At 72.1% G+C, this 23,726-nt stretch carries 21 protein-coding genes; 5 read left to right on the top strand and 16 right to left on the bottom strand.

What is annotated here, in order from left to right:
- Positions 1 to 132: 132 nt before the first annotated feature.
- Positions 133 to 1,305, bottom strand: a complete 1,173-nt coding sequence (locus ACZ7L7_RS35215; protein WP_285511357.1) for an ROK family transcriptional regulator — start codon at positions 1,303 to 1,305, stop codon at positions 133 to 135.
- A 116-nt stretch (positions 1,306 to 1,421) separates the two neighbouring features.
- Here ACZ7L7_RS35215 and ACZ7L7_RS35210 point away from each other — a divergent pair, with 116 nt between their 5' ends.
- The gene (locus ACZ7L7_RS35210; RefSeq protein ID WP_285511358.1) at positions 1,422 to 2,633 is read left to right on the top strand and encodes an MFS transporter; all 1,212 of its coding nucleotides are present in this window, start codon (positions 1,422 to 1,424) and stop codon (positions 2,631 to 2,633) included.
- Positions 2,634 to 2,878: 245 nt separating this feature from the next.
- Positions 2,879 to 4,258: a uracil-xanthine permease family protein gene (locus ACZ7L7_RS35205; protein WP_285511359.1), complete on the top strand. Its 1,380-nt coding sequence runs from the start codon at positions 2,879 to 2,881 to the stop codon at positions 4,256 to 4,258.
- Here ACZ7L7_RS35205 and ACZ7L7_RS35200 read toward each other — a convergent pair.
- Entirely contained in the window at positions 4,237 to 5,355 is a 1,119-nt protein-coding gene (locus tag ACZ7L7_RS35200; protein WP_285511360.1) for a glycoside hydrolase family 6 protein, read from the bottom strand. The two genes, ACZ7L7_RS35205 and ACZ7L7_RS35200, sit on opposite strands and share 22 nt — an antisense overlap.
- Before the next feature lie 226 nt (positions 5,356 to 5,581).
- Here ACZ7L7_RS35200 and ACZ7L7_RS35195 point away from each other — a divergent pair, with 226 nt between their 5' ends.
- Complete coding sequence (locus ACZ7L7_RS35195; RefSeq protein WP_285511361.1) at positions 5,582 to 6,268, top strand: DUF5995 family protein; 687 nt, start codon at positions 5,582 to 5,584, stop codon at positions 6,266 to 6,268.
- 28 nt (positions 6,269 to 6,296) lie between these two features.
- Here the strand turns inward: ACZ7L7_RS35195 and ACZ7L7_RS35190 are convergent, their stop codons facing one another.
- From ACZ7L7_RS35190 to rpe, 11 genes are all read right to left on the bottom strand, one after another.
- Positions 6,297 to 7,997, bottom strand: coding sequence for a flavin monoamine oxidase family protein (locus tag ACZ7L7_RS35190; protein ID WP_285511362.1), 1,701 nt, complete (start codon positions 7,995 to 7,997; stop codon positions 6,297 to 6,299).
- A gap of 47 nt (positions 7,998 to 8,044) precedes the next feature.
- Positions 8,045 to 8,833 carry a carbon-nitrogen hydrolase family protein gene (locus ACZ7L7_RS35185; protein WP_472077896.1) on the bottom strand — a complete coding sequence of 263 codons (789 nt, stop codon included), beginning with the start codon at positions 8,831 to 8,833 and terminating at the stop codon, positions 8,045 to 8,047.
- A 485-nt stretch (positions 8,834 to 9,318) separates the two neighbouring features.
- Positions 9,319 to 10,560, bottom strand: coding sequence for an MFS transporter (locus ACZ7L7_RS35180; RefSeq protein ID WP_472077895.1), 1,242 nt, complete (start codon positions 10,558 to 10,560; stop codon positions 9,319 to 9,321).
- Between the two features lie 147 nt (positions 10,561 to 10,707).
- Entirely contained in the window at positions 10,708 to 11,160 is a 453-nt protein-coding gene (locus tag ACZ7L7_RS35175; RefSeq protein ID WP_093551890.1) for an Lrp/AsnC family transcriptional regulator, read from the bottom strand.
- Between the two features lie 10 nt (positions 11,161 to 11,170).
- Positions 11,171 to 12,676, bottom strand: coding sequence for an amino acid permease (locus tag ACZ7L7_RS35170; RefSeq protein WP_472077894.1), 1,506 nt, complete (start codon positions 12,674 to 12,676; stop codon positions 11,171 to 11,173).
- 236 nt (positions 12,677 to 12,912) lie between these two features.
- A complete protein-coding gene (locus ACZ7L7_RS35165; protein ID WP_471591735.1) occupies positions 12,913 to 13,407 on the bottom strand; it encodes a GNAT family N-acetyltransferase in 495 nt (164 codons plus the stop codon).
- Between the two features lie 88 nt (positions 13,408 to 13,495).
- Positions 13,496 to 14,947 carry a GuaB1 family IMP dehydrogenase-related protein gene (locus tag ACZ7L7_RS35160; RefSeq protein ID WP_472077893.1) on the bottom strand — a complete coding sequence of 484 codons (1,452 nt, stop codon included), beginning with the start codon at positions 14,945 to 14,947 and terminating at the stop codon, positions 13,496 to 13,498.
- 97 nt (positions 14,948 to 15,044) lie between these two features.
- Positions 15,045 to 15,359 (bottom strand): barstar family protein, encoded by a 315-nt coding sequence (locus tag ACZ7L7_RS35155; protein WP_472077892.1) that lies wholly within the window; start codon positions 15,357 to 15,359, stop codon positions 15,045 to 15,047.
- Positions 15,356 to 15,745 carry a guanyl-specific ribonuclease gene (locus ACZ7L7_RS35150; RefSeq protein ID WP_472077891.1) on the bottom strand — a complete coding sequence of 130 codons (390 nt, stop codon included), beginning with the start codon at positions 15,743 to 15,745 and terminating at the stop codon, positions 15,356 to 15,358. The genes ACZ7L7_RS35155 and ACZ7L7_RS35150 overlap by 4 nt, the downstream gene beginning before the upstream one ends.
- Before the next feature lie 40 nt (positions 15,746 to 15,785).
- Complete coding sequence (locus tag ACZ7L7_RS35145; RefSeq protein WP_285511370.1) at positions 15,786 to 16,829, bottom strand: sugar-binding transcriptional regulator; 1,044 nt, start codon at positions 16,827 to 16,829, stop codon at positions 15,786 to 15,788.
- A 78-nt stretch (positions 16,830 to 16,907) separates the two neighbouring features.
- The gene (rpe, locus tag ACZ7L7_RS35140) at positions 16,908 to 17,594 is read right to left on the bottom strand and encodes a ribulose-phosphate 3-epimerase (RefSeq protein ID WP_093718930.1); all 687 of its coding nucleotides are present in this window, start codon (positions 17,592 to 17,594) and stop codon (positions 16,908 to 16,910) included.
- A 158-nt stretch (positions 17,595 to 17,752) separates the two neighbouring features.
- On the opposite strand from rpe, the gene ACZ7L7_RS35135 reads away from it, so the two are divergent.
- Positions 17,753 to 19,912 carry an MMPL family transporter gene (locus tag ACZ7L7_RS35135; protein ID WP_453606471.1) on the top strand — a complete coding sequence of 720 codons (2,160 nt, stop codon included), beginning with the start codon at positions 17,753 to 17,755 and terminating at the stop codon, positions 19,910 to 19,912.
- On the opposite strand, the gene ACZ7L7_RS35130 is transcribed toward ACZ7L7_RS35135, so the two are convergent.
- From ACZ7L7_RS35130 to fmt, 3 genes are all read right to left on the bottom strand, one after another.
- Positions 19,863 to 20,291 (bottom strand): DUF6027 family protein, encoded by a 429-nt coding sequence (locus tag ACZ7L7_RS35130; RefSeq protein ID WP_453606473.1) that lies wholly within the window; start codon positions 20,289 to 20,291, stop codon positions 19,863 to 19,865. The genes ACZ7L7_RS35135 and ACZ7L7_RS35130 overlap by 50 nt on opposite strands.
- A gap of 55 nt (positions 20,292 to 20,346) precedes the next feature.
- Positions 20,347 to 21,765 carry an RsmB/NOP family class I SAM-dependent RNA methyltransferase gene (locus tag ACZ7L7_RS35125; RefSeq protein WP_453606475.1) on the bottom strand — a complete coding sequence of 473 codons (1,419 nt, stop codon included), beginning with the start codon at positions 21,763 to 21,765 and terminating at the stop codon, positions 20,347 to 20,349.
- An 84-nt stretch (positions 21,766 to 21,849) separates the two neighbouring features.
- On the bottom strand, positions 21,850 to 22,782 hold the full coding sequence (fmt, locus tag ACZ7L7_RS35120; RefSeq protein ID WP_285511373.1) for a methionyl-tRNA formyltransferase: 933 nt from the start codon (positions 22,780 to 22,782) through the stop codon (positions 21,850 to 21,852).
- Between the two features lie 208 nt (positions 22,783 to 22,990).
- On the opposite strand from fmt, the gene ACZ7L7_RS35115 reads away from it, so the two are divergent.
- Positions 22,991 to 23,509 (top strand): hypothetical protein, encoded by a 519-nt coding sequence (locus ACZ7L7_RS35115; protein ID WP_285511374.1) that lies wholly within the window; start codon positions 22,991 to 22,993, stop codon positions 23,507 to 23,509.
- Positions 23,510 to 23,726 lie beyond the last annotated feature (217 nt).

Genomic DNA, 23,726 nt, shown 5'->3' with positions numbered 1-23,726 from the left:
GGCCGACGGATCCCCTTGAGGACAGCCAGTCGGCGTCGGTCAGTCCATGAGTCAGACCCACCCGGAGAAGCCACCAACATCCTCACTGTCAGTCCCGGTAGCCGAACAAACAGCCGCTGACGCCCGCGCGGGTCAGTCCCGGTAGCCGAACACGTCGTCCTGCGCCTTCTCCCGTGCCGTCAGCAGCGCGCCGCGCAGGACCGCCTCCCCGCCCAGCGCGCTGGGCCGCACCTCGGTCGGCAGGGGCGACAGGGCCGCCAGCCGGGACTGGACCCGCTCCGCGAGGGGTGCGCCACCTGCTCGGCCGTTCTCGCCCGCGAGGACCACGCAGCCCGGGTCGAGCACGGAGACGACGGCCGCGGCGCCCAGGGCGACACGGTCGGCGAAGGCGTCCAGGAAGGCGGCGTGGGCCGGTTCGGACGGTTCCGCCGACGCGGCTCTGACCAGCGCCGCCGCCTCCCCGGCCGCCGTCAGTCCATGGGCGGCCGCCAGTTCCGCGACCGCGGCGGCGCCGGCCAGGGAGTGGAAGCCCCCGTCGCACCCGGTGGCCGAAGGCAGGCCCGTGGTCCCCGGCACCGGCAGGAACCCGATCTCGCCCGTGCCGCCCGACGCACCCCGCCGGATCGCCCCGTCCAGCATCACCGCGGCGCCGACGCCCATGCCCAGCCAGACCAGCACGAAGGTGTCCCGGTCGCGGGCGGCGCCGTCGCGGTGCTCCGCCACGGCCGCGAGGTTGGTCTCGTTCTCCACGCCGACGCGGGCCTGCGGGAACCGTTCCTGGAGGGCCGCGACCAGCCGCCGGTGCCATTCGGGCAGCCCCGTGGAGTCGCGCAGTTCGCCGGTGGCAGGGTCGATCAGGCCGGGCGCGCCGATGCCGACGGTGTGCGGCCGGTCCACGCCGGCCTCCTTCACCGCCCGCTCCACCAGCGCCACGGCCTGCTCCACGGCGGGCCCGGTGCCGACCCCGGTGTCGATCGGCGCCGACGCCTCCGTCAGGACGCGTCCGAGCAGGTCGGACACGGCCACCGAGACACCCTCGGTGCGCACGTCGAGGGCGGCGAGGTGGGCGCGGTCGGCGACGATGCCGTACACCTTGGCGTTCGGTCCGCGGCGCTGTTCGCCGGACTCCCCCACCACCACGATCAGTCCGGCGGCGGTGAGGCGTTCGAGGAGGTCGGCGACGCTCGGACGGGACAGTCCGGTCAGCTCTTTCAGCCGCCCCGCCGTCAACGGGCCCTCCTGCTGGAACAGACGCAGGGCGAGCCGGTCGTTGAGGGCCCGTGCGGTGCTGGGGGATGCGGGCATGCCGGGATCCTGCCAGATCGGCGGGGTCGGGTGGGGCGCGGTCATGGGATATCCCCTATCTATCAGGCAGGGTTCCTGATAGTTTACGGCGGCATCGCAGAGGGAGGGGTCGGAGAATGAGTGACGTGGTCCAGAGCGGACGCGAGGTGCGGCGGGCGCGCTATGCCGTGGCCGCCGTCTTCACCGTGCACGGCGCGGTGACTGGCTCCTTCGCCACCCGGGTGCCCTGGATCCAGGACCATGCCGAGGTGAGCGCCGGCCAGTTGGGGCTGGCCCTCGCCTGCCCCGCGTTCGGCGCCTCGCTGGCCATGCCGCTCGCCGGGGGCATCACCCACCGCTTCGGCGCCCGCAACGCCCTGCGCGCGCTGATCGCGCTGTGGACGCTCGCCCTGGTCCTGCCCTCACTGGCCCCCAACCTCCTCACGCTCTGCCTGGCTCTCTTCGTCTTCGGCGCCACGGCCGGCATGGCGGACGTCGCGATGAACGCCCTCGGCGTGGAGGTGGAGAACCGGCTCGACCGGTCGATCATGTCGGGGCTGCACGGCATGTGGAGCGCCGGCGCCGTGCTCGGCTCCCTCGGCGGCACCCTCGCCGCCCACCTGGACACCGACGCCCGCCTGCACCACGCGGTGGCGGCGGCCGTGCTGACCGTCGCGGGCGTGGCCGCCTGCGCCTGGGTGCTGGACCTGCAGCCCGCCCAGGACGAGGAACCGCCGCCCCGGTTCGCGCTGCCGCCCCGCTCGGCGCTGCTCATCGGCGCGGTCGGCTTCTGCGCGGTGTTCGCGGAGGGCGCGAGCCTGGACTGGTCCGCGGTGTATCTGCGGGACGAGCTGGAGAGTTCGGCCGGTCTCGCCGCCGCCTGCACCATGGGCTTCACGCTCACCATGGCGCTCGCCCGGATCGCGGGCGACAAGGTGGTGGACCGCTACGGCGCCGTCCGCACGGTCCGCCTCGGCGGTGTCCTCGCCGCCGTCGGCGGCCTGCTGATCGTCCTCGCGGGCCATCCCGCGGTCGCGATGACCGGCTTCGCCCTGATGGGCCTCGGCATCGCGGTGGTCGTCCCGCTGTGCTTCGCGGCGGCGGGCCGCAGCGGCCCCAACCCCAGCCTGGCGATCGCAGGCGTCGCGACCATCACGTACACCTCGGGTCTCGTCGCGCCCGGCGCGATCGGCGGGCTGGCCCAGGCGACGAGCCTGGTGGTGTCGTTCGCCCTGGTCACGCTGCTGTCGACCGGTCTCGCGGTGTTCGCGGGCGTGCTGCGCTCCGCCGACCGCAAGTCGGCCACGATCACCAAGGCGGACGCCGCGATCCCGGACGCGCGGACCTGACCGACGCGCCGACGGGCCCACGCGGACGACCGGCGGTCCGGCGGGTCACCGGCCCTACGGTGACCCGCCGGACGGGCGCGTGAAACCGCCGGACAGGCGCGTGAACGGCCGGACAGACGCATGTCCCGCGGATGCGGACGACCGGCGGACCGGCGCGCCAGCGCCTATGCGGATGATCGGCGTCCGGTCGCACCCCTGACAATGGTCCGGACATCCGCACGCACGACCGAAAGCGAAACCGCACCATGGATCTTGGCGTCCGCTGGAAACTGCACGGCGACGGACGCACTCCGGCGCCCGGCGCGGTGGTCCGGCCCGACGAACGGCTCTCCTGGCCGCGCACGGCGGGCCTGGGCGCCCAGCACGTGGTGGCGATGTTCGGGGCGTCGTTCGTGGCCCCGGTCCTGATGGGCCTGGACCCCAACCTGGCGATCATGATGTCCGGCGTGGCGACCATGGTCTTCCTGCTCGCCACGCGCGGCCGGGTCCCCAGCTACCTGGGCTGTTCGCTGTCGTTCGTGGGTGTCGCGGCCGTCATCCGGGCCGACGGCGGCACCAGCGCCACGGTGACCGGCGCGGTCCTCGTGGTCGGCGTGGCGCTGTTCCTGGTCGGTGTCGCCGTCCAGCGGTTCGGCGCCCGGATCATCCACGCCGCGATGCCGCCGATCGTCACCGGCGCGGTCGTGATGCTGATCGGCTTCAACCTGGCCCCGGTCACCGCCACCACCTACTGGCCGCAGGACCAGTGGACCGCCCTGCTGGTGATGCTCTTCACCGGCCTGGCCGTGGTCTGTCTGCGCGGCTTCTGGTCCCGGATCGCGATCTTCCTCGGCCTGGTCTTCGGCTACGGCGTCTCCTGGCTCTTCGACCGGATCTTCGGCCGTATCCACTCGGCGGACGCGAGTGGCAAGGTCACCGACCACTGGCGCCTGGACCTCTCCGCCGTCGGCCAGGCCGACTGGATCGGGCTGCCCACCTTCCACGGGCCGTCCTTCGAGTGGTCGGCGATCCTGGTCGCGCTGCCCGTCGTGATCGCCCTGGTCGCCGAGAACGCCGGACACGTCAAGGCGGTCGGCGAGATGACCGGCGACGACCTCGACGGCAAGCTCGGCACCGCCATCTCCGCCGACGGCGTCGGCTCGGTGCTCTCCACCGCGGTCGGCGGCCCGCCCACCACCACGTACTCCGAGAACATCGGCGTGATGGCCGCGACGCGCGTCTACTCCACCGCCGCCTACTGGGCCGCCGCCTGCTTCGCCCTGCTCTTCGGCCTGTGCCCGAAGTTCGGCGCGGTCGTGGCCGCCATCCCCGGCGGCGTCCTCGGCGGCATCACCGTCATCCTGTACGGCATGATCGGCCTGCTCGGCGCGCAGATCTGGATCAACGCCGGGGTGGACCTGCGCAATCCGCTGAACCTGGTCCCGGCGGCGGCCGGCATCATCATCGGCGTCGGCAACGTGACCATGGAGTTCACCGACACCTTCGAGCTGAGCGGCATCGCGCTGGGCACCCTCGTCGTGATCATCGGCTACCACGCGCTGCGTGCCTTCGCCCCGGCCCACCTCAAGAACCGGCAGCCGCTCCTGGACGAGGGCACATCCTCCTACGACGAGGCCAGTTCGTAGGCGTACGACGCGGAGAAGGTTCCCGGGGTGCCCTTGCAGCCGTCGGACTCGCCCGGGAGCTTCACCCACAAGTAGCCGTCGATACGGGACTCCCCCGTGCTCAGCGTCGGGGTGCGGCCGAGCGCCCGGCCGTCCGGGTCGCACCACTCGCCGTCGGCCGGGGCGCCGTTGCCGTTGCGGCTGGTGTCGATGACGGCGCCCAGGGAGGCGGGACCGCCGAGGGCCGCAAGGACCTGCCGGTCGTAGGCGACCTCGTCGGCGGTGGTGTGGAAGTTGGAGACGTTGCTGAAGATCCCGTCGGAGGACGCGGCGGAGGCGGCGCCCGCCTGCCGCAGCCAGCCCGCCTGCTTGCTCGCGGCGTGCCAGCCCGAGTGCCCGGCGTCGTAGTAGACCCGGGCGTTGGGGTTGGCGGCCTTCAACACGCGCCCGGCGCGGGCCAGCGAGGCGAACCGGGCGGCCCGCTCGCCGCCGGAGAGGCACTCGGCCTGGGCTATGGAGTCGGGTTCCAGGATGACGATGACGCTGCCGGAGCCGAGCCCGGCGGCGAAGCGGTCGATCCAGTCGTCGTAGGCACCGAGGCTCGGCGCCCCGCCCTGGCTGGCCCCGCCGCAGTCCCGGTCGGGGATCGTGTACGCCACCACCACGGGCGTACGGCCCTGGGCGGCGCCGCCCGAGGCGACCGCGCGGACCCTGGCGGTGATGTTGTCCGGGGTGAAGTCGGCGAACCACACGGCGGCGGGCTGGGCGGCGATCCGGGACTGGATGACGCCGTGCCGGGAGTCGCCGGAGTTGGCGCGGACCCAGTCCAGGACCTGGGAATCGGGGTGCCGGTAGAGCTGGGTGGAGACGGCGGCCTTGGTGGGTGCCGTCTTGGTCTTCTTCGGCGTGGGCTTCGGGCTCGTCTTCTTCTTCGTCGGCGGCGGAGAGGCGGAGGGCGAGGCGGACGCGGAGGACGGCGGAGGCGACACCGGCAGGTCCTGGATGCGCGGCGAGTACGTCACCTCGGGGCGGGCCTCGTCCAAGGCGCCGTCATCGAGCGCTGAGATCATCCCGGCCGTGGTGCCGACGGCGACCACGACGGACGCGGCCACCACCATGGCCCCCCGCCGCGTGGACCGGCGGCGCGCCGCCTTGCGCGCCTCACGCCTCTGAACACGTGAGCCAGCCAAACGCCTTTCCCCCTCCGTACGTGCGGGCCGTGCGCCGCCGGGCCTCCCCAGACCGATGCGGCTCACTCCCGTGACGGCGGACGCGTTCCCCCGTTCTGGGGAAGCGTCGGGCCCGCCGGCACTCCAGTCACCCTAAAGGTGCGACTCTGCCCCCATGGCGCAATGCGAACAACTCACCTCACCTGTGGACGCGGTCATCGGCCGCATGCGCGCCGTCGCAGTGGATCTTCCCACACGGGACGGCGTAGCCGTCTTCAACCGTGTCTACCTGGCGGTGACCGAGGCCGTGGACCGGGGCATCGACACCGGTCTCTTCCCGGACGCGCGGGCGGCGATCACGCTGGACGTGCGGTTCGCCGAGCGCTATCTCGCGGCGGTCGACGCCGCCGAGGCCGGACGGCGGCCCCCGGCCTGCTGGCGGCCCCTGTTCCAGTACCGGCGCCATCCCGGGGTACGGCCGTTGCAGTTCGCGCTGGCGGGCATCAACGCGCACATCGGACACGATCTCGCGCTGGCCGTCGTGGACACCTGTCGTACGCTCGGCTGCGAACCCGTCGAGCTGGAGGACGAGTTCGATCGCGTGGGTGATCTCCTCGTGGCGCTGGAGGAGCGCATCCGCGAGGAGCTGATGCCGGGCCCCGATCTGCTGCAGATCGCGGACCCGCTCACCCACCTGCTCGGCTCCTGGAGCCTGGAAAGGGCCCGGGACGCCACCTGGGCGGCGGCCCGGGCCCTGTGGGCGCTGCGCAGGCTCCCCGACCTGGCCGAGGAGTTCACCGAACGTCTGGACGCGGCGGTGGGGTTCGCGAGCCGGATGCTGCTCACCCCGCTGCCGGACTGAGGGGTCGGCCCGCTGCCGGGCTGAGGGTTCAGTCCTCCGGCAGCTCGACCGGCGCGATCTCGTCGTACAGGTCGCCCGGGCCGGGGTTGGTCGGGTCGGTCTCGCCGCCGAAGTGGTGCATGACGCCCCAGACCGCGTTGAGCGCCGTCTGGATCGCGCCCTCGGCCCAGCCCGCCGTCCAGGAGATGTCGTCGCCGGCGAGGAAGATGCCCCGCTTGTCCTCGGGCAGCCGGTCCTGCATGAAGTGCGTGAACAGACGCCGCTGGTAGCGGTAGTGGCCGGGCAGATTGGCCTTGAACGCGCCCATGAAGTAGGGCTCGTTCTCCCATGAGACGGTGACCGGGTTGCCGATGATGTGCTTGCGGATGTCAACCTTGGGATAGATCTCGCCGAGCGACTTCAGCATGACCTCCATCCGCTCCTGGGCGGACAGCGGCAGCCACTTCAGGCTGTCGTCGCACCAGGTGTAGGACAGGCAGATCACGGCGGGCTTGTCGGGGCCGTTGTCGAGGAGGTAGGTACCGCGCGTCATACGGTCGGTGAGGGTCATCGACATCACGTCCCGGCCGGTCTCCTCGTCCTTGTCCAGCCAGAACGGCCGGTCCACGGGGACGAACAGCTTCGAGCTCTCCATGTAGTGGGTGCGCTCGATCGCGGTCCAGTGGTCGATCGGGAAGAGCGAGTCGTCACAGTCGATCTTCGACAGCAGCATCCAGGACTGCGCGGTGAAAATGGCGGCCGGGTAGGTGCGGATGTCCCCGTTGGCGTCGGTCACGGTGATCCGGTTGCCGGCGGCACGGTGCAGCCGGGTCACGGCCGGACGCGGGGCGCGGTTCTCGTGCAGCGAGGCCAGCGAGGTGCCCTTGGCCCAGTGGACGATCTTCTCCGGCTCGCGCTCCCACAGGCGCAGCGGAAGCTGCTGGGAGCCGCCGACGATGCCGCGGTGGTGGTCGTCGGCCTCGGTGTAGACGACGCGCAGGATCTCCAGGATGGAGTTGGGGAAGTCGGTGTCCCAGCCGCCGGTGCCGAAGCCGACCTGGCCGAAGATCTCGCGGTGCCGGAAGGACTTGAAGGCCTCGGAGTCGCAGAGGAAGCCGTAGAAGGTCTGGTTGTCGAGCTTCTCGACGAGCTTCGCCCAGATCTCGCGGATGCGCGGCACGTCGCGCTCGCGCATGGCGCGGTTCATGTCGGAGAAGTCGGCGCCCTCGTCGAGGCACTTGTTCCACGCCTCGGCGACATCGCGGTAGACCTGCGGCAGGTCGTCGATGGTCTCGGCGTAGTGGGTCTCGCCCTTGAGGTCGACGACGGTCGACGGGGTGGCCTCGGCGAGCGGGTTCGGGAACGGCGCGGTCTTCAGGCCGACCAGGTCGATGTAGTGCTGCAGGGCGGTGGAGGACGGCGGGAAGCGCATGGCGCCCATCTCCGCGGTCAGGCCCTCGGTCTCCGGGCCCTCGAAGCCGACGGTGCGCAGCCGGCCGCCGATCTGGTCGGCCTCGTAGACGACGGGCTTGAGGCCCATCTTCATCAGCTCGTAGGCGGCCACGACGCCGGACAGACCGCCGCCGATGACCGCGACCTCGGTGCCGTGCCCGGTGGCGGGTATCTGGCCGAGGCCCGCCGGGTGGGCGAGGTAGTCGTCGTAGGCGTACGGGAAGTCCGGACCGAACATGGTGATCGGCGGCTGCTGCTCGTCGGCGTGCTGGACGGCGTTGGGCACCATGGACGTCATGGGGTACGGACTCCTTGCGAAAACGGTGAGCTGGGGGGAGGGGAGCTTCAGACGAGGGACCCGTAGAGGCCGGGACGGCGGTCCTTCAGGTACGGGTTGGCCTCGCGGGAGGCGGCGAGGAAGGCGGGGTCGGTGTCGGCGAACACCAGGTCCTCCTCGCGTCCGGCGCGGGTGCGGGCGACGCCGTCGGGGCCGGCCAGGGTGGAGAGGCCGACGAACTCGAACTCCCCTTCGCGGCCCACGCGGTTGACGTAGGCCACGTACATCTGGTTCTCGAAGGCGCGTACCGGGATCATCGACTCGGCGACGAACTGGAAGGGGTGCATCTGCGCGGTCGGCACGACCAGCAGGTCGGTGCCGGCGAGGGCGTGGGCCCGGACGTTCTCCGGGAACTCGACGTCGTAGCAGATGAGGATGCCCACGCGGAGGCCGTTCAGCTCGGCCTGCACCACCTGCTGCTCACCGGGGGTGAAGTGGTCCCGCTCGAAGCAGCCGAAGAGGTGGGTCTTGCGGTAGCTCGCGAGGCGGGTGCCGTCGGCGGAGATCAGCTGGGCGGAGTTGTAGACGGTCCCGCCGTCGCGCTCGGGGTAGCCGTACGCGACGGCGAGTCCGTGCCGAGTGGCGATCTCAGCGACGGTGTCCGCGCTGTCGCCGTCGGCGGCCTCGGCGAGTCGGGCGATGTCGTCGCCGATCGCGTACCCGGTGAGGAACATCTCCGGAGCGATCACCAGCCCGGCCCCGGCAGCGGCGGCACGGCCCGCGGCGTCGTCGAGCACCTTCAGGTTCTCGGCGACCGAACCGGGGCGTCCGGAGCTCTGGAGCAGGGCGGTGCGCATGCGTGTTCCTCACCGGGCAAAGGGGGTTTGGGGGGCCATAAAGAAGGTACGGTCGCCCCGCTGACCTGGACAAGAAGAACCCGTTGCGCGCCGGTGAGCGAAACGTTGCGTGAAACCCGCTCCGACCGTCGATTCATTGCACACCTCCACGGCCGCTCCCGCCCCTGGGGCTTCCCGGCTACGGCCCGGCTCACGGCCCCGGTGCAGGCGACGCCGCCCGGTTCCCCGGTCCAGCGCCGACGGGCCGCGACGCCGTGGCGTACCGCAGGCGAGCGCCGTCCGGCCCAGGCCCGCCCCCGGCCGGCGTCCGGCACAGCCCGGCTAGCAGGCACAGGGCCCCGGGCCCGGAGCATCACTCCTCAACCGGGCCGCGCCCCATCACCCGGCACCGGACCGTTCCGCGGCCCCAAGCCCTCGGCGCACGAATCGCCCCGTACCCCGGACCAGGTCCGCTCACCGACCCCCGTGCCCCGGACCAGCCCCGCTCACCCACCCCCGCGCCCGGTCGACGGCGCCTCCTCGGCCGGTGCCCGGCACGTCCGCCCCCGCCGCAGTACGCCCCAAGCCGCCGCCCACACCAGGTACGGCACCGCGAACGCCGCGAACACCGTGCCGTGGGAGGCGCGGTCGCCCGCCACCGCGTACGCCCCGTACACCAGGACCGTCATCAGTTCCGTGCCCAGGCCGGCCACCGAGGTCAGGGTCGCCCGGCCGCCCTCCTCGATGCGGTGCTGGAGGCGGACGTCGGCCAGGATCGTGGCCAGCTGGAAGCCGGCGAAGGCGACGGCGACGAGGGCGAGGCCGGGGGGCGTGCGAAGGGCGGCACCGAGCGCCAGGGCGAGGGCGGACACCGCGATCAGGCCGAGGAAACCCGGTGTGCCGAGGCGCTCGGCCGGGCCCGCCAGCAGGCTCACCGCCGTGACCGCGGCCCAGATCAGCAGCAGGGCGTACGGGACGAAGCCGTCGGGGACGCCGGTCTCGCGGACCAGGAGGGGTGAGTACTCGTCCAGCGCGCCCCAGACGCAGGCCACTGCCGGGACCAGCAGCAGCGCGCGGCGCAGGGAGGGGTTCCGGCGGGCCGTGGCCAGGCCGGTGCGCAGGGTTCGCGCCCAGCCCTCGTCGTCGGACGTGCGGCCCCGGTCGTCCGGGAAGCGGGTCGCCACGAGCGCCGCCAGCAGCGACGAGGCGACGCTCGCCGCGCCGACGGCCGGGTAGCCGCCCCACGTGAACACCGGACCCGCCGCCCCCATCGCCCCGATCACACCGAGCAGGCCCGCCGCCCGGGCCCGGCCGAGCACCCGGGCGTACCGGTCGGCGGCGCCGAGCCGGTCCAGTTCGTCGTAGACCAGGGCTTCCTGCGCGCCGGAGGCCAGCGCGCCGCTGATCCCCCACAGGACGAAGCCGACCGCGAAGGACCAGTACGTGGGCACGAGCACCCACAGGGCGAACCCGGCCGCGGTCAGCAGCGGGCCCAGCCAGAGCAGCAGGCGGCGGGAGACGGCGTCGGCCCAGGCGCCGGAGGGCACCTCGAACAGGACGCCGGAGATCGACCACAGGGCGAACAGTGAGGAGATCTGCCACAGCGACAGCCCGCTGTCGGCGAAGAGCAGCGCGTACAGCGGGTAGAGCAGGACGAGGTTCTGGAGGAACTCGTAGCCGTACAGCGTGGCCGTGAGCCGTCGGATGCCGACGGAGGTCGCGGGCGCGCGCGCAGGTGAAAGTGTCATGAGGCCTTCCCGTGGGGCGATGCGGACGCGGATGGATCGGCGTCCGCGGCGGCCCTCGGGAGGCACGACGCGTTATGGATCAATGTCGCCAGGTCATGACATCGATGGTAGGCCGATGGAGGCCCGATGTGCAGCGGAATATTCCGCTTACGTCGGCGACCCCGACGAGAAGCGCCTGAGCAGCGGGGAGAGCACCAGTACCGACTTCGTGCGCTCCACGAACGGCTCCCCCGCGATCCGCTCCAGCACCCTCTCGAAGTGCCGCATGTCGGAGGCGAAGACCTGGGCGACGGCGTCCGCGTCCCCGGTGACGGTGGACGCGGCCACGACCTCCTGGTACCGCTCAAGACCGCGCTGGATGGTCTCCGGCGAGGTGTTGCGGCGGCAGTAGATCTCGACGAACCCCTCGGTCTCCCAGCCGAGCGCCGCCGGGTCCACCCGCACGGTGAATCCGGTGATGGCCCCGGTGGCGCGCAGCCGGTCCACGCGCCGCTTCACGGCGGGCGCGGACAGGCCGACGAGTTGCCCGATGTCGGCGTAGGAGCGACGGGCGTCCTCGGCGAGGGCGTGCACGATGCGTTCGTCGAGATCGTTCAGCACTGCGGGTGGGTCACTTCACTTCTGGTGTTGCGGGAGCTTCGGGCGCTGCGAGCGCTTCCCCCGTCGCGAGACGGGAACGGCGATGGCCGTACAGGAAGTAGAACACGAGACCCGCCGCCATCCAGAACCCGAAGACGACCCAGGTCACGGTGTCGAGGCTGAACATGTTGTACGCGCAGAACAGGAAGCCGATGATCGGCAGCACCGGCCCGAACGGCACCTTGAAGGTCCGCTCCAGCTCGGGGCGCTTGTAGCGCAGCACGATCACCGCGATGTTGACCAGGGCGAAGGCGAACAGCGTGCCGATGCTGGTGGCGTCGACGAGCTTGCCGAGCGGGATGAGCGCGGCGAGGACACCGCAGAAGGCGGAGACGAGGACGGTGTTCAGACGCGGGGTGCCGGTCCTGCGGTCGACCTTGCCGAGCGCCTTGGGCACCAGGCCGTCGCGGGACATGGCGAACAGGATGCGGGTCTGGCCGTAGAGGACGGTGAGGACCACGGACGCGATGGAGATGACCGCGCCGAGGGCGAGCAGGGTGCCCCAGAAGGTCTGGCCGCTGACGTCGTTCATGATCGCCGCGAGGGAGGCCTCGGAGCCCTCGAACTTCGTCCAGTTCCAGGCGCCGACGGCGACACCGGCGACCAGCACGTACAGCGCGGTCACGATGATCAGCGAGAGCATGATCGCGCGCGGCAGGTCCTTCTTGGGGTTCTTGGCCTCCTCACCGGCGGTGGAGGCGGCGTCGAAACCGATGTACGAGAAGAACAGGGTGGCACCCGCGGCGCTGACGCCCGCCATGCCGAGCGGCATGAAGTCCTCGTAGTTGCCGGACTTGAAGCCCATGAAGCCGACCGCGCAGAACAGCACCAGCGCGGCGATCTTCACGGCCACCATGATCGTGTTGGCGCGGGCGGACTCCCGGACGCCGCCGAGCAGGAAGATCATCGCCAGGACGACGACGAGCAGCGCGGGCAGGTTGACGATGCCGCCCTCGCCGGGTGCCGAGGACAGCGCGTCGGGGATGGTGACACCGATGGTGCCGTCGAGGAGTTCGTTGAGGTACTCGCCCCAGCCGACCGCGACCGCGGCCACCGAGACGCCGTACTCCAGCACCAGGCACCAGCCGCAGACCCAGGCGACGAGTTCGCCCATCGTTGCGTACGCGTACGAGTAGGAGGAGCCGGCGACCGGGATGCTGCCCGCCAGCTCCGCGTAGGACAGGGCCGAGAACAGCGCCGTCAGTCCGGCTATGACGAAGGCCAGGGTAACGGCCGGTCCGGCCTCAGGGACGGCGTCACCGAGGACGACGAAGATGCCGGTGCCGAGGGTGGCACCGATGCTGATCATGGTGAGCTGCCACAGGCCCAGGGAACGCTTGAGCGAGCCTCCCTCGCCCTGGCCGCCCTCGGCGACCAGGTGTTCCACGGGCTTGCGTCGCATCAGGCGCGCGCCGAGCCCCGGGGACGGTGGGGCGGACTGGCCTCTGTTCTGCGGGGGTGCGCCTTGGTCGAGCACGCGCTGGCTCCTTCATCGCTGCCGGTCAGGGAGACGGGGACCGGCGGCACCCCCACGGACACGGGGACCCACCGAGCGGGGTCCCCGCCACGCCACGTACGAGGCGACAGCCTATGAGCGGGGCGTTGCCGTTGTAATGCAGCAACCTTGCGCGCACCCGCAAGATCATTGCGTTCCTGCGGACTGCGCGGATGTTCGTTGCACGGCGGCTTTCGAGCGTTGCGCGGAGCCCCGTTTCAGCCGAGTTCGCGGACGAGGAAGGTGCAGGGGTCGGCACACTCCCGCGGCATCCCTGCACGGTCCTCGTAGGAGTAGCGGTCGAGGTAGTCGATCAGGGGCCGGTAGCCGAGCCGCCGGTACAGCGCGGCGGCGCGCGGGTTGTCCTTGCCGACGCCGATCCCCGCGACCGTCAGGCGCCGCTCACGGACCAGTTGTTCGGCGGCCCGCACCAGGGCCGTACCGATGCCGCGCGAGCGCAGGTCCTCGGCCACGGCGAGGCCGCCGATCTCCGGGCAGCCCGGTCGAGCCGCCCGCACCGAGGCGTCCGCGCAGCCCGTCCAGCGCAGTTCGGTGTGCCCGACGGGCCGGCCGTCCAGCCGGGCCACGAGGTACGCGCACTCCCCGGCCTCCTGGCGGGCGAACCGCCGGGCGTGGAAGGACGTGCGGCCGGGCGAGGGCAGGCAGCGGTCGAGGAGCGCCACGTCCGGGGCTGTGCAGAGGGTGATCTCCATGCCGCGACGGTAGTGCGCAAGCATGCGAAACGGCCCCCGAATTGTCCCGGCGGGCGGGACAACGGGGGCCGTTCGGCGGTGAGTTGTGTCAGCTCCAGCTGGCGTGCAGCGGCTTGCCCTCGGCGTAGCCCGCGGCACTCTGGATGCCGACGACGGCCTTCTCGGCGAACTCCTCCAGGCTCGCGGCACCGGCGTAGGTGCAGGAGGAGCGGACGCCCGCGATGATCGAGTCGATCAGGTCCTCGACGCCCGGGCGGGCCGGGTCGAGGAACATCCGCGAGGTGGAGATGCCCTCCTCGAACAGCGCCTTGCGGGCGCGGTCGTAGGCGGACTCCTCGGAGGTGCGGTTGCGCACGGCGCGCGCGGACGCCATGCCGAACGACTCCTTGTAGGCACGGCCGTTGGCGTCGTGCTGGAGGTCGCCCGGGGACTCGTAGGTCCCGGCGAACCAGGACCCGACCATCACGTTGGATGCGCCCGCCGCCAGCGCCATCGCCACGTCACGCGGGTGCCGCACACCGCCGTCCGCCCACACGTGCTTGCTGTACTTCTTGGCCTCGGCGGCGCACTCCAGCACCGCGGAGAACTGCGGGCGGCCGACGCCGGTCATCATGCGGGTGGTGCACATGGCGCCGGGGCCCACACCGACCTTGATGATGTCGGCGCCGGCCTCGATCAGGTCCCGGACGCCCTCGGCGGCGACGATGTTGCCGGCCGCGATCGGGACCTGCGGGTCGAGTGCGCGCACCAGCTTGATCGCGGAGATCATCGACTCCTGGTGGCCGTGGGCGGTGTCGATGACGAGCGTGTCGACACCGGCGTCCAGCAGCTGCTTGGCCTTGCCCGCCACATCGCCGTTGATGCCGACGGCGGCGGCGATGCGCAGGCGGCCCTGCGCGTCCACGGCCGGGGTGTAGAGGGTGGCCCGTAGGGCGCCCTTGCGGGTCAGGATGCCCGCCAGCCTGCCGTCGGAGTCCACGGCCGGGGCGTAGCGGCGGTTGTGCTGGTCGAGGGTGTTGAAGGCCTCGCGCGGGTCGATGTCGGCGTCCAGCAGGAGCAGGTCGCGGGACATGACCTCGGCGAGCTGCGTGAAGCGGTCCACGCCGGTCAGGTCCTGGTCGGTGACCACACCGACCGGGCGCCGGTCGTCGTCGACGACGACCCCGGCGTTGTGCGCGCGCTTGGGCAGCAGCGCGAGGGCGTCGGCGACCGTCTGGTGCGGGGCCAGCACGATCGGGGTGTCGAGGACATGGTGGCGGCTCTTGACCCAGGAGACGACCTCGGTGACGACCTCGATCGGGATGTCCTGGGGGATGACCACCAGGCCACCGCGCCGGGCGACGGTCTCGGCCATCCGGCGGCCGGCGATGGCGGTCATGTTGGCGACGACGAGCGGAATCGTGGTTCCCGTGCCGTCCGGGGAGCTGAGGTCCACGCCCTGGCGGGAGCCGACCGCCGAGCGGCTCGGCACCATGAACACGTCGTCGTACGTCAGGTCGTACGAGGGCTGGATGTCATTGAGGAAACGCACGTGCTGCATCCCAGTCGTTCGGAAGTGGCCCCCGGACAGGTCAGCCAGGGGGAAAGAGCACGTACTTCATTGTCCCATGTCAGGCGGATTGCCATGCACGGTCGGTTCATCCAGGGTGGCCCGGAGGCGGCTCGGAGGATCCTCCAAGGGCGAGGGCCACGGTGACGGCGGAGGCGCTCGCGAAGACCTCGGCGGCGGTCTGCCACTCCTGCGGGCGCGCCTCGGCGTACGGCCGCCAGTTGTGTACGAGGACCACGACCGGGTCCCCGGGCCACCGGTCCGGGTCGGACAGGACGTCGGCGAGGGCGTCCCAGTTGCGGCCGAACCAGTCGGGCAGGCCGAGGGCGCGGGCGCAGCGGTCCATCAGCGCGGCCTTGTCCAGCACGCCGTCGAGGTCCACCGAGAGCACACGCCGGGTCATCTCAGCACCGCCTTGAACGATCCGTAGTGATCATCGGTGTAGTAGACCTCCCCGTTCTGCCCGGTGACGATGCGGCGGGCGCCGCGGTCACTGGAGCCGGGGGTGGGAACGGTGTACTCGCGGTAGTAGCCGCGCGACTGCTCCGGCAGCTGCCGTTCGAAGTTGTTGAAGACGGAGCCGTCCCTGGCGTACGGGAAGGGCCCGCCCTGGTCGATGAGGTCCAGCGTCTCGCGCGCCTCCTCGGGCAGCTCGGAGACGGGGACGGTGGTCATGTCCGCGGCCCAGGTGGGCGCGGCGGGACCGGAGTCGGCGCCGTCGGCGCCGCACCCCGTCAGCAGTACGAGGAGGACGCCGAGCAGCACCCGGACAACGAACCGCGGCAGCATGCTCGTGATGCTGCCACGGTCCCTGCCCGCTGACCTCTTGTCAGGGGCCGTCCGGGTCGGCCCGGTTGAGGGCGGGCTTCGGCGTCGGCCCCGACGTCATCAGCACGTCCGCCGCCGAGGTGTCCGTCACCAGGCTGGTGACCAGGCCCGAGCGCAGCACCGCGTCGATGGCGGCCGCCTTGCGGGCACCGCCCGCGATGGCGACCACCTCGGGGATACGGCGCAGCTGGTCGGCCTTGACGGTGATGCACCGCTCCCCCAGGTCCCGCCCGACCCGGCGGCCCTCGGCGTCGAAGAGGTGCGCTGACATCTCGGCGGCGACGCCGAGCGAGGCGTAGTGCGCCCGCTCCTGGTCGCTGAGCATGTCGTGCACCGTCGAGATACCGGGCTCCCAGGAGCCGATGGAGACGCAGGCGACGGTGACCTTGTCGAAGTACTCGAAGGCCCGCGCGATACCGGTCTGGCTGCGCAGGGCCGCCGCGGTGGCCGCGTCCGGCAGCAGCATCGGCGCGTAGATGGGGTGGGCGTCGCCGCCGGAGACCTGGGCCGCCCGGCGCACCGCCTCCACCGAGCCGCGCTCGGCGGTACCCGCGTCGTACACGCCCGTCAGCTGTACGACCGTGCAGGGCGGCAGCCGGTCCAGGGCAGCCGCCATGTGGATGGTGGAGCGGCCCCAGGCGAGCCCGAGCACGTCTCCCTCGTTCACCAGTTCGCCGAGCAGATCCGCGGCGACCTCACCGAGGTTCTCCGGGTCGGGAGTGTCCTCGGCCTCGGCCGGCGACTCGACCACGACGGCGTGCCTGAGGCCGTAGCGGGCGCGCAGCGCGTCCGAGCGCTCGGCGTCCAGCTCGGCGGGGACGCGGATCTCGATACGCACGAGATCCCGTTCGAGGGCCGTCTCCAGGACCCGGGCCACCTTGAAGCGGCTGACGCCGAACTCCTCCGCGATCTGGATCTTGGACTTGCCCTCAAGGTAGAAGCGGCGGGCCATGGCCGCCGCCTGCACCAGCTCAGCGGGTCCCATCCGCATGGCTGACCGGCCCGCCGACATACCCGACACGGCGATCTCCTCACTACTGTTCACACTCTGGATTCGCCGTTCATCCTTGCAGATCCGGCGCGATCGATCCGCCCTGATGGACGGCGTTCACGTTCCCTTGGCTCAGTGTCCGCACGCCCAGGCTGCGGACTTCATCGCCCCCTCGGCCTGTGCGCGCAGCCCGCGGACCGCCTCGGCGGGGTCCTCCGCCCCGTAGACCGCGGAACCGGCGACGAAGACATCGGCTCCCGCCTCCGCGCACCGCTCGATGGTGGCGGCCGAGACCCCGCCGTCCACCTGGAGCCACAGCTCAAGGCCGTGCTTGCTGATCAACTCGCGGGTCCGGCGAATCTTGGGGAGCATGATGTCGAGGAACGCCTGCCCGCCGAATCCGGGCTCGACCGTCATGATCAGCAGCATGTCGAGCTCCGGGAGCAGGTCCTCGTACGGCTCGATCGGCGTCGCGGGCCTCAGCGCCATGGAGGCGCGGGCGCCCTTGGCCCGGATCTCGCGGGCCAGACGCACCGGAGCGGTGGCGGCCTCGACATGGAAGGTGACGGAACCGGCCCCCGCTTCTACGTACTGGGGCGCCCACCGATCGGGGGCCTCGATCATCAGATGGCAGTCCAGCGGGGTGTCCGTCGCACGGGCCAAGGACTCTACGACCGGCACGCCGAGCGTGAGGTTCGGGACGAAATGGTTGTCCATGACGTCGACGTGGAGCCAGTCGGCTCCCTCGACCGCCTTCGCCTCGTCCGCGAGACGGGCGAAGTCGGCGGACAGGATGCTGGGGTTGATCTGCACGGCCATGACCCAACTCTGCCATGTCCTGCGGGGGTCGGCCGAACGGGTCCGCCCGGGAGACGGTTCTGTTATGCCCGCGGACCGGGCGCGGCCGGGCGCGCGGCGTCCCGCGCCCCTTACGGGGCACGCCCGTGCGTGGCATTCTTTCGGCTTCGGGGGTGGTCATGACCGAGCAGCGCGGGATCGCACATTACGTCTGCGGGCGACGGGCCAAGTGGGTCGTGGTGGTGTTCTGGCTGGTCGTGCTGTTCATCGCGGCACCGTTCGCCCAGAAGCTCACCGACGTCCAGGACAACGATGCCGCCTCCTGGCTCCCCGGCTCGGCCGAGTCCACCCAAGTACTGGAGATCTCCGAGAACTTCCGGCCCGAGCAGATCCCCGCGGTCGTCGTCTACGCGCGGGAGAGCGGCCTGACGGCCGAGGACCGCGCGGCCATCGAGGAGGACGTGCGCGAGCTGAAACAGCTCACCGCGTACGGCGTCCGGGGCGACGAGACCCGCGGGCCCGCCTACGACCGCGAGGCCGATCCGCGCGCGGCCCAGGTGTACGTGCCGATCACCATGGACGAGCAGGGCTGGGAGCGGATCTCGCCCGCGGTCGAGGACATCCGGGACATCGTCGGTGAGGGCGGCGGCGGGCTCGCCGTGCACATCACCGGCCCGGGCGGCACCTCGGCGGACTTCGCGGAGGCGTTCGAAGGCATCGACTCCACCCTGCTGTTCGCGGCGATGGCGGTCGTCATCGTCATGCTGCTGATCACCTACCGCAGCCCGACCCTGCTGCTGGTTCCGCTGATCTCGGTGATCACCGCCCTGTTCACCGCGCAGGCCCTCGTCTACCTGCTGGCCGAGCACGCCGGTCTGACCGTGAACGGCCAGAGCGCGGGCATCCTCCTGGTGCTCGTCTTCGGCGCCGGGACGGACTACGCCCTGTTGCTGGTCGCCCGCTACCGGGAGGAGCTGCGCGCCCACGACGACCGGCACGAGGCGATGGCACGCGCCCTGCACCGCGCCGGTCCCGCCGTGATCGCCTCCGGCGCGACCGTCGTGCTCAGCATGCTGGTGCTGATGGCCGCCGAGATGAACTCCACCAGCGGTCTGGGACCGGTCGCGGCGATCGGCGTCGCGGTCGGCGTGGTGGCCATGATGACGCTGTTCCCGGCCCTGCTGGTGATCTTCGGCCGGTGGATCTTCTGGCCGGTCATTCCGCATCTCGGGGCCCCGAACCCGCACGAGAGCGGTATCTGGGCGCGCATGGGCCGCCGTATCGCCGCCCGGCCCCGGATGGTCTGGGGCGTCACCGCGGTGGTCCTCGCCGTCTGCTCGCTGGGCCTGATCCAGCTGCGCGCGGAGGGCATCAGCAACGCCGACGCCTTCACCGGCACCCCGGACTCGATCACCGGCCAAAAGGTCTCCGAGCGGTACTTCCCGGCGGGCAGCGGCGACCCCCTGGTCGTCATCAGCAACCAGGCGCAGGCCGAGGAGGTCGGCCGCGTCGTCTCGGAGACCCGGGGCGTGGTCCCGGACTCGCTCGGCCTGCCGCCGGGCACCAAGCCCGCCTTCGAGGGCAAGGTCCTGTTCGAGGCCACCATGACCGACCCGGCCGACAGCGAGGCCGCCAAGCAGACGGTGGAGCGGGTCCGGGACGCCGTGCACGCGGTGCCGGACGCCGACGCCCAGGTCGGCGGCGGTACGGCCGCCCTGCTGGACATGGACGAGGCGACCACGCACGACAACATCCTGATCATCCCGCTGGTGCTGCTCGTCGTGCTGCTGATCCTGTGCGTCCTGCTGCGCGCCCTGATCGCCCCGCTGCTGCTGATCGGAACGGTGATCCTGTCCTTCACGGCGGCCCTGGGCATCAGCGCGCTGGCCTTCCGGTACATCTTCGACTACGCGGGCGAGACGACCGACTTCCCGCTGTTCGTCTTCGTGTTCCTGGTCGCCCTGGGCATCGACTACAACATCTTCCTGACCACCCGGATCCGCGAGGAGGCGGCCCACCAGGGCACCCGGCCCGGTGTGATCACCGGGCTCGCGGCGACCGGTGCCGTGATCACCTCGGCCGGCCTGGTCCTGGCCGGTACCTTCGCGGCCCTGGGCACGCTGCCGATGGTCGCCTTCGCCGAGATCGGCTTCACGGTCGCCCTGGGCGTCCTCCTGGACACCTTCATCGTGCGTTCCGTCCTGGTCACGGCCCTGTTCCTGGACGTCGGCCCGAAGGTGTGGTGGCCGCACCGACTGGCGCGGGAGGACGGCGGACAGCAGCCGCCGGTCAGTCCCGCTGCGGCGGATACACCGTCGGGTCGTCCAACGGCACCTTGAGCCAGGCGATCATCTGACGGAGCTGGTGGTAGGCGCGCAGCCGCTCCTCGTCGCTGTCGGCCTCCTCGGCGGCGGCGACGGGCTCCCACAGCCGGGGCACCATCACCGGGCCCACCTCCAGCAGCCCGCCGCTGCCGCCGGACGCCCAGCGAGCCAGCACGTACCGGGCGAGCGCACCCACCGGGACGTCCAGGTTCCGCGACATCCCGCGCAGGGTCTCCAACGGATCCAGGAGGCCGTAACCCGCCACGTCCGACTTGAAGTTGGCGTGCGGGTCGTCGTCGGCCCATTCCCCCTTCCAGCGGCGCAGCCGGACGACGTCATGGCCGTCGGCATCGCTCCACACGTCGGGGTCCTCGGGCGGGTTCGGCACGGGCATCGGCCTCCTCGGGCGGAACGGCTCCTCCGAGTCTCGCCCCGGCCGCCCGCCGCCGTCAGGCGGTCCGCCGGACCAGCGCCAGATACATCGCGTCGGTCCCGTGCAGATGCGGCCACAGCTGTACGTCGGGGCCGTCGCCGAGGTCCGGCACTCCGGACAGCAGGGGGCGGGCGTCGATCAGCTCGGCGCCCGGGTGGTGCTTGAGCACGTCGTCGACGACGGCCCGGGTCTCGGCGAGGTGCGGAGAGCAGGTCGCGTAACCGACGACGCCGCCGACCCGCACCGAGTCGAGCGCGGTGCGCAGCAGGCCCCGCTGCAGGGGCGCGAAGCCGTCGAGGTCCTCGGGCCTGCGCCGCCAGCGGGCCTCCGGGCGGCGCCGCAGCGCGCCGAGGCCGGTGCACGGCACGTCCATCAGCACCCGGTCGAAGGTGCCGGGCCGCCACGGCGGGCGGGTCCCGTCGGCGGCGATGACCTGGTACGGGCCCGGGTTCCCGGCGAGCGCCTTGGCGACCAGCCCGGCCCGGTGCGGCTGCTTCTCGGAGGCGAGCAGCACGGCCCCGCGCTCCGCGGCCAGCGCACCGAGCAGCGCCGCCTTGCCGCCGGGACCGGCACAGCCGTCGAGCCACGTGCTGTCGGCCCCGTCCAGCGGGGCGTTGGCCAGTGCGAGGGCGACGAGCTGACTGCCCTCGTCCTGCACCCCGGCGCGCCCCTCGCGCACGGCCTCGATGGCGCCGGGCTCCCCGCCCTCGGCCAGCCGCACCGCGTACGGCGACCAGCGCCCCGGCACCGCGGCCTCCTCGGTGAGGAGTTCCTCGGTGGTGGCCCGCCCCGGCCGGGCGACCAGGGTCACCTCGGGCCGGGCGTTGTCGGCGGCCAGCAGCTCCTCGATACCGGCCCGGCCGCCGCCGAGCGAGTCCCACAGCGCGGAGACGACCCAGCGCGGATGGGAGTGCACGACGGCGAGATGGTCCTCGGGGTCCTCGTCGTAGGGCGGCGCGACCCGCTCGATCCACTCGTCCAGGTCGTACTGGGAGACCTTGCGCAGCACGGCGTTCACGAACTTGGCCCGCCCGTCGCCGAGCACCACCCGGGCCAGCTCCACGGTGGCGGACACCGCGGCGTGCGTCGGGATCCTGGTGCCGAGCAGCTGGTGCGCGCCGAGGCTCAGTACATCGAGCACCGGCGGGTCCACCTCGCGCAGCGGCCGGTCGACGCAGGCCGCGATGACCGCGTCGTACGTCCCCTGGCGGCGCAGCGTGCCGTAGACCAGCTCGGTCGCCAGGGCCGCGTCCCGCCCGTCGAAGTCGCCCTTCTCCCTCGCCTTGCGCAGCAGCGGCGGCAGGACGAGGTTGGCGTAGGCGTCCCGCTCGTCCACGGCCCGCAGGGCCTCGAAGGCAAGCATGCGGACGGGGTCCTTCTTGGGCCGCCGGTAGGGCTTGGCGGGCCTGCGGGGCCGACGGGAGGTGTCGCTCACGAAAAAGGTGCTCCGGATTGCTGGATGACGCTGGTCGCGTGTGCGTCCAGCCTACGTCGCACCGGGCGCCCGGTGCGCGGCCGGTCAGCCGCCGAGGCGCTCGCCGTCGCCGATGCGCACCCCGCGCGCCCAGTCGGCGGCCCGCATCGGCTTCTTGCCCTGGGCCTGCACCCACAGCAGCTCCACGGCGTACGAACCGGTGCCCACGTGCACGCTGTTCTTGCCCGCGGCCAGCGCGCCCGGGGCGAGTTCGGTGCGGTCCGGGACCGGCTTCACCTGGATCAGCTTCAGCCGCTCACCGCGGAAGACGGTCCACGCGCCGGGCGCCGGAGTACAGCCCCGCACCACCCGGTCGACACGCAGCGCGGGGGCGTTCCAGTCGATGTGGGCGTCCTCGACATTGACCTTCGGCGCCTGGGAGACGCCCTCGGCGGGCTGCGGTACGGCCTTCAGGGAGCCGTCCTCGATGCCGTCCATGGTCGCCGCGAGCAGCCCGGCACCCGCGAAGGCGAGCCGGGTGAGCAGGTCGCCGCTGGTGTCGGTGGGGCGGATGGTCTCGGTCACGGTGCCGTAGACCGGCCCGGAGTCCAGCCCTTCCTCGATCAGGAAGGTGGTGGCGCCGGTGATCTCGTCTCCCGCCATGATGGCGTGCTGCACGGGGGCGGCCCCGCGCCAGGCGGGCAGCAGCGAGAAGTGCAGGTTGACCCAGCCGTGGGCGGGGATGTCCAGGGCGACGCGGGGCAGCAGGGCGCCGTAGGCGACCACGGGGCAGCAGTCCGGGGCGATCTCCCGCAGCCGCTCCAGGAACTCCGGGTCACGCGGCTTGACGGGCTTCAGCACCTCGATCCCGGCCTCCGCCGCCCGCTCGGCCACGGGGGAGGCGACCAGCCGGCGTCCCCGTCCGGCGGGCGCGTCGGGCCGCGTCACGACCGCGGCCACCTCGTGCCGCCCGGAGGCGATCAGCGCGTCCAGAGCGGGAACGGCGACCTCGGGGGTACCGGCGAAGACAAGCTTCATGGGTGACTACGGGCCTCTCGCTCGGGGTTGGTCGGCAGCGCACCAGTCTATGGGGGACGGACCCCACCCCCCGGCGCACGCATATGCCGGTACGCCCCCTCTGCGTGACCAGCGGAGCTCAAACGCGTTGGTCAAGAAAGAGTTGACCACAACGGGCCGCACGTCGCGCGGCCCGATCCTTTTCAACGCCGGTTCGAGAGGCTTGTTCATGGCCGACCACGCAACCCACGACGCCCAGGCTCGGGCCAGCCTGCACTTGCTGGTGCGGGACATCGAGCGGGTCCGCCGGCAGGTGGACGCACTGCGCACGCTCACCGCCCAGTTGGGCAACGTCTACCGCCCGCGCCGCTCCGGCCCGTCCACGGGCTTCGTCGTCTACGGACGCGCCCCCGCCCCGACCGTACGGCTGGCTCAGGAACTGCGGGACAGTGTCGAGACCCTGGTCACGGCGGCGGTGGACTTCGACCGCTCGCTCGGCTTCTCGTGGGACGCGGTGGGCTCCGCGCTCGGCGTGACCAAGCAGGCGGTCCACCGCCGCTACGGTTCCCGCCGCGCCGCGACCCAGGCGGCGGCCGAGGCGGAGCGCACGACCGAGACGCCGACCACCCGCCCGCTGAGCGTCAACACGGGCCTCCCCACGGTCCCCGCGGCCCGCTCCATGCCCACCCAACCCACAGCAGGCAGCGACCCCCGCCCCCCAGCCTTCCCCTCCCCCCGAAACGGCTGACGCTCCACCACGCCCCCGCCCTCCCCTCCCGAGGGCGAGTGCGGGGGCGCCACGAAACCCAGGTAGCTGCGGGCAGCCGGTGCCGTCCTGCCTGCATAGCTGCGGGCAGCCGGTGCCGTCCTACGTGCATAGCTGCGGGCAGTCGTGCCGCTGGGGCGGCACGGGTGGGCTGGGGGTCCCCCCTCTGGGGGAGGCACCCGCAAGCGCGGGCGAGCGA

The sequence above is a fragment of the Streptomyces sp. NPDC110618 genome (genome assembly GCF_055657065.1).
This window is presented reverse-complemented; position numbering and strand designations above follow the sequence as displayed.

Excerpts from the sequence above, each read along its gene's own strand:
- ACZ7L7_RS35185 (WP_472077896.1), bottom strand. The coding sequence starts at position 8,833 with ATGCGCACCGCCCTGCTCCAGAGCTCCGGACGCCCCGGTTCGGTCGCC.
- ACZ7L7_RS35160 (WP_472077893.1), bottom strand. The coding sequence starts at position 14,947 with ATGCAGCACGTGCGTTTCCTCAATGACATCCAGCCCTCGTACGACCTG.
- ACZ7L7_RS35195 (WP_285511361.1), top strand. The coding sequence starts at position 5,582 with ATGGCGCAATGCGAACAACTCACCTCACCTGTGGACGCGGTCATCGGC.
- fmt (WP_285511373.1), bottom strand. The coding sequence starts at position 22,782 with ATGAAGCTTGTCTTCGCCGGTACCCCCGAGGTCGCCGTTCCCGCTCTG.
- ACZ7L7_RS35205 (WP_285511359.1), top strand. The coding sequence starts at position 2,879 with ATGGATCTTGGCGTCCGCTGGAAACTGCACGGCGACGGACGCACTCCG.
- ACZ7L7_RS35165 (WP_471591735.1), bottom strand. The coding sequence starts at position 13,407 with ATGGAGATCACCCTCTGCACAGCCCCGGACGTGGCGCTCCTCGACCGC.
- ACZ7L7_RS35180 (WP_472077895.1), bottom strand. The coding sequence starts at position 10,560 with ATGACACTTTCACCTGCGCGCGCGCCCGCGACCTCCGTCGGCATCCGA.
- ACZ7L7_RS35200 (WP_285511360.1), bottom strand. The coding sequence starts at position 5,355 with ATGGTGGTGGCCGCGTCCGTCGTGGTCGCCGTCGGCACCACGGCCGGG.
- ACZ7L7_RS35150 (WP_472077891.1), bottom strand. The coding sequence starts at position 15,745 with ATGCTGCCGCGGTTCGTTGTCCGGGTGCTGCTCGGCGTCCTCCTCGTA.
- ACZ7L7_RS35210 (WP_285511358.1), top strand. The coding sequence starts at position 1,422 with ATGAGTGACGTGGTCCAGAGCGGACGCGAGGTGCGGCGGGCGCGCTAT.
- ACZ7L7_RS35155 (WP_472077892.1), bottom strand. The coding sequence starts at position 15,359 with ATGACCCGGCGTGTGCTCTCGGTGGACCTCGACGGCGTGCTGGACAAG.
- ACZ7L7_RS35135 (WP_453606471.1), top strand. The coding sequence starts at position 17,753 with ATGACCGAGCAGCGCGGGATCGCACATTACGTCTGCGGGCGACGGGCC.
- ACZ7L7_RS35130 (WP_453606473.1), bottom strand. The coding sequence starts at position 20,291 with ATGCCCGTGCCGAACCCGCCCGAGGACCCCGACGTGTGGAGCGATGCC.
- ACZ7L7_RS35215 (WP_285511357.1), bottom strand. The coding sequence starts at position 1,305 with ATGCCCGCATCCCCCAGCACCGCACGGGCCCTCAACGACCGGCTCGCC.
- rpe (WP_093718930.1), bottom strand. The coding sequence starts at position 17,594 with ATGGCCGTGCAGATCAACCCCAGCATCCTGTCCGCCGACTTCGCCCGT.
- ACZ7L7_RS35115 (WP_285511374.1), top strand. The coding sequence starts at position 22,991 with ATGGCCGACCACGCAACCCACGACGCCCAGGCTCGGGCCAGCCTGCAC.
- ACZ7L7_RS35190 (WP_285511362.1), bottom strand. The coding sequence starts at position 7,997 with ATGACGTCCATGGTGCCCAACGCCGTCCAGCACGCCGACGAGCAGCAG.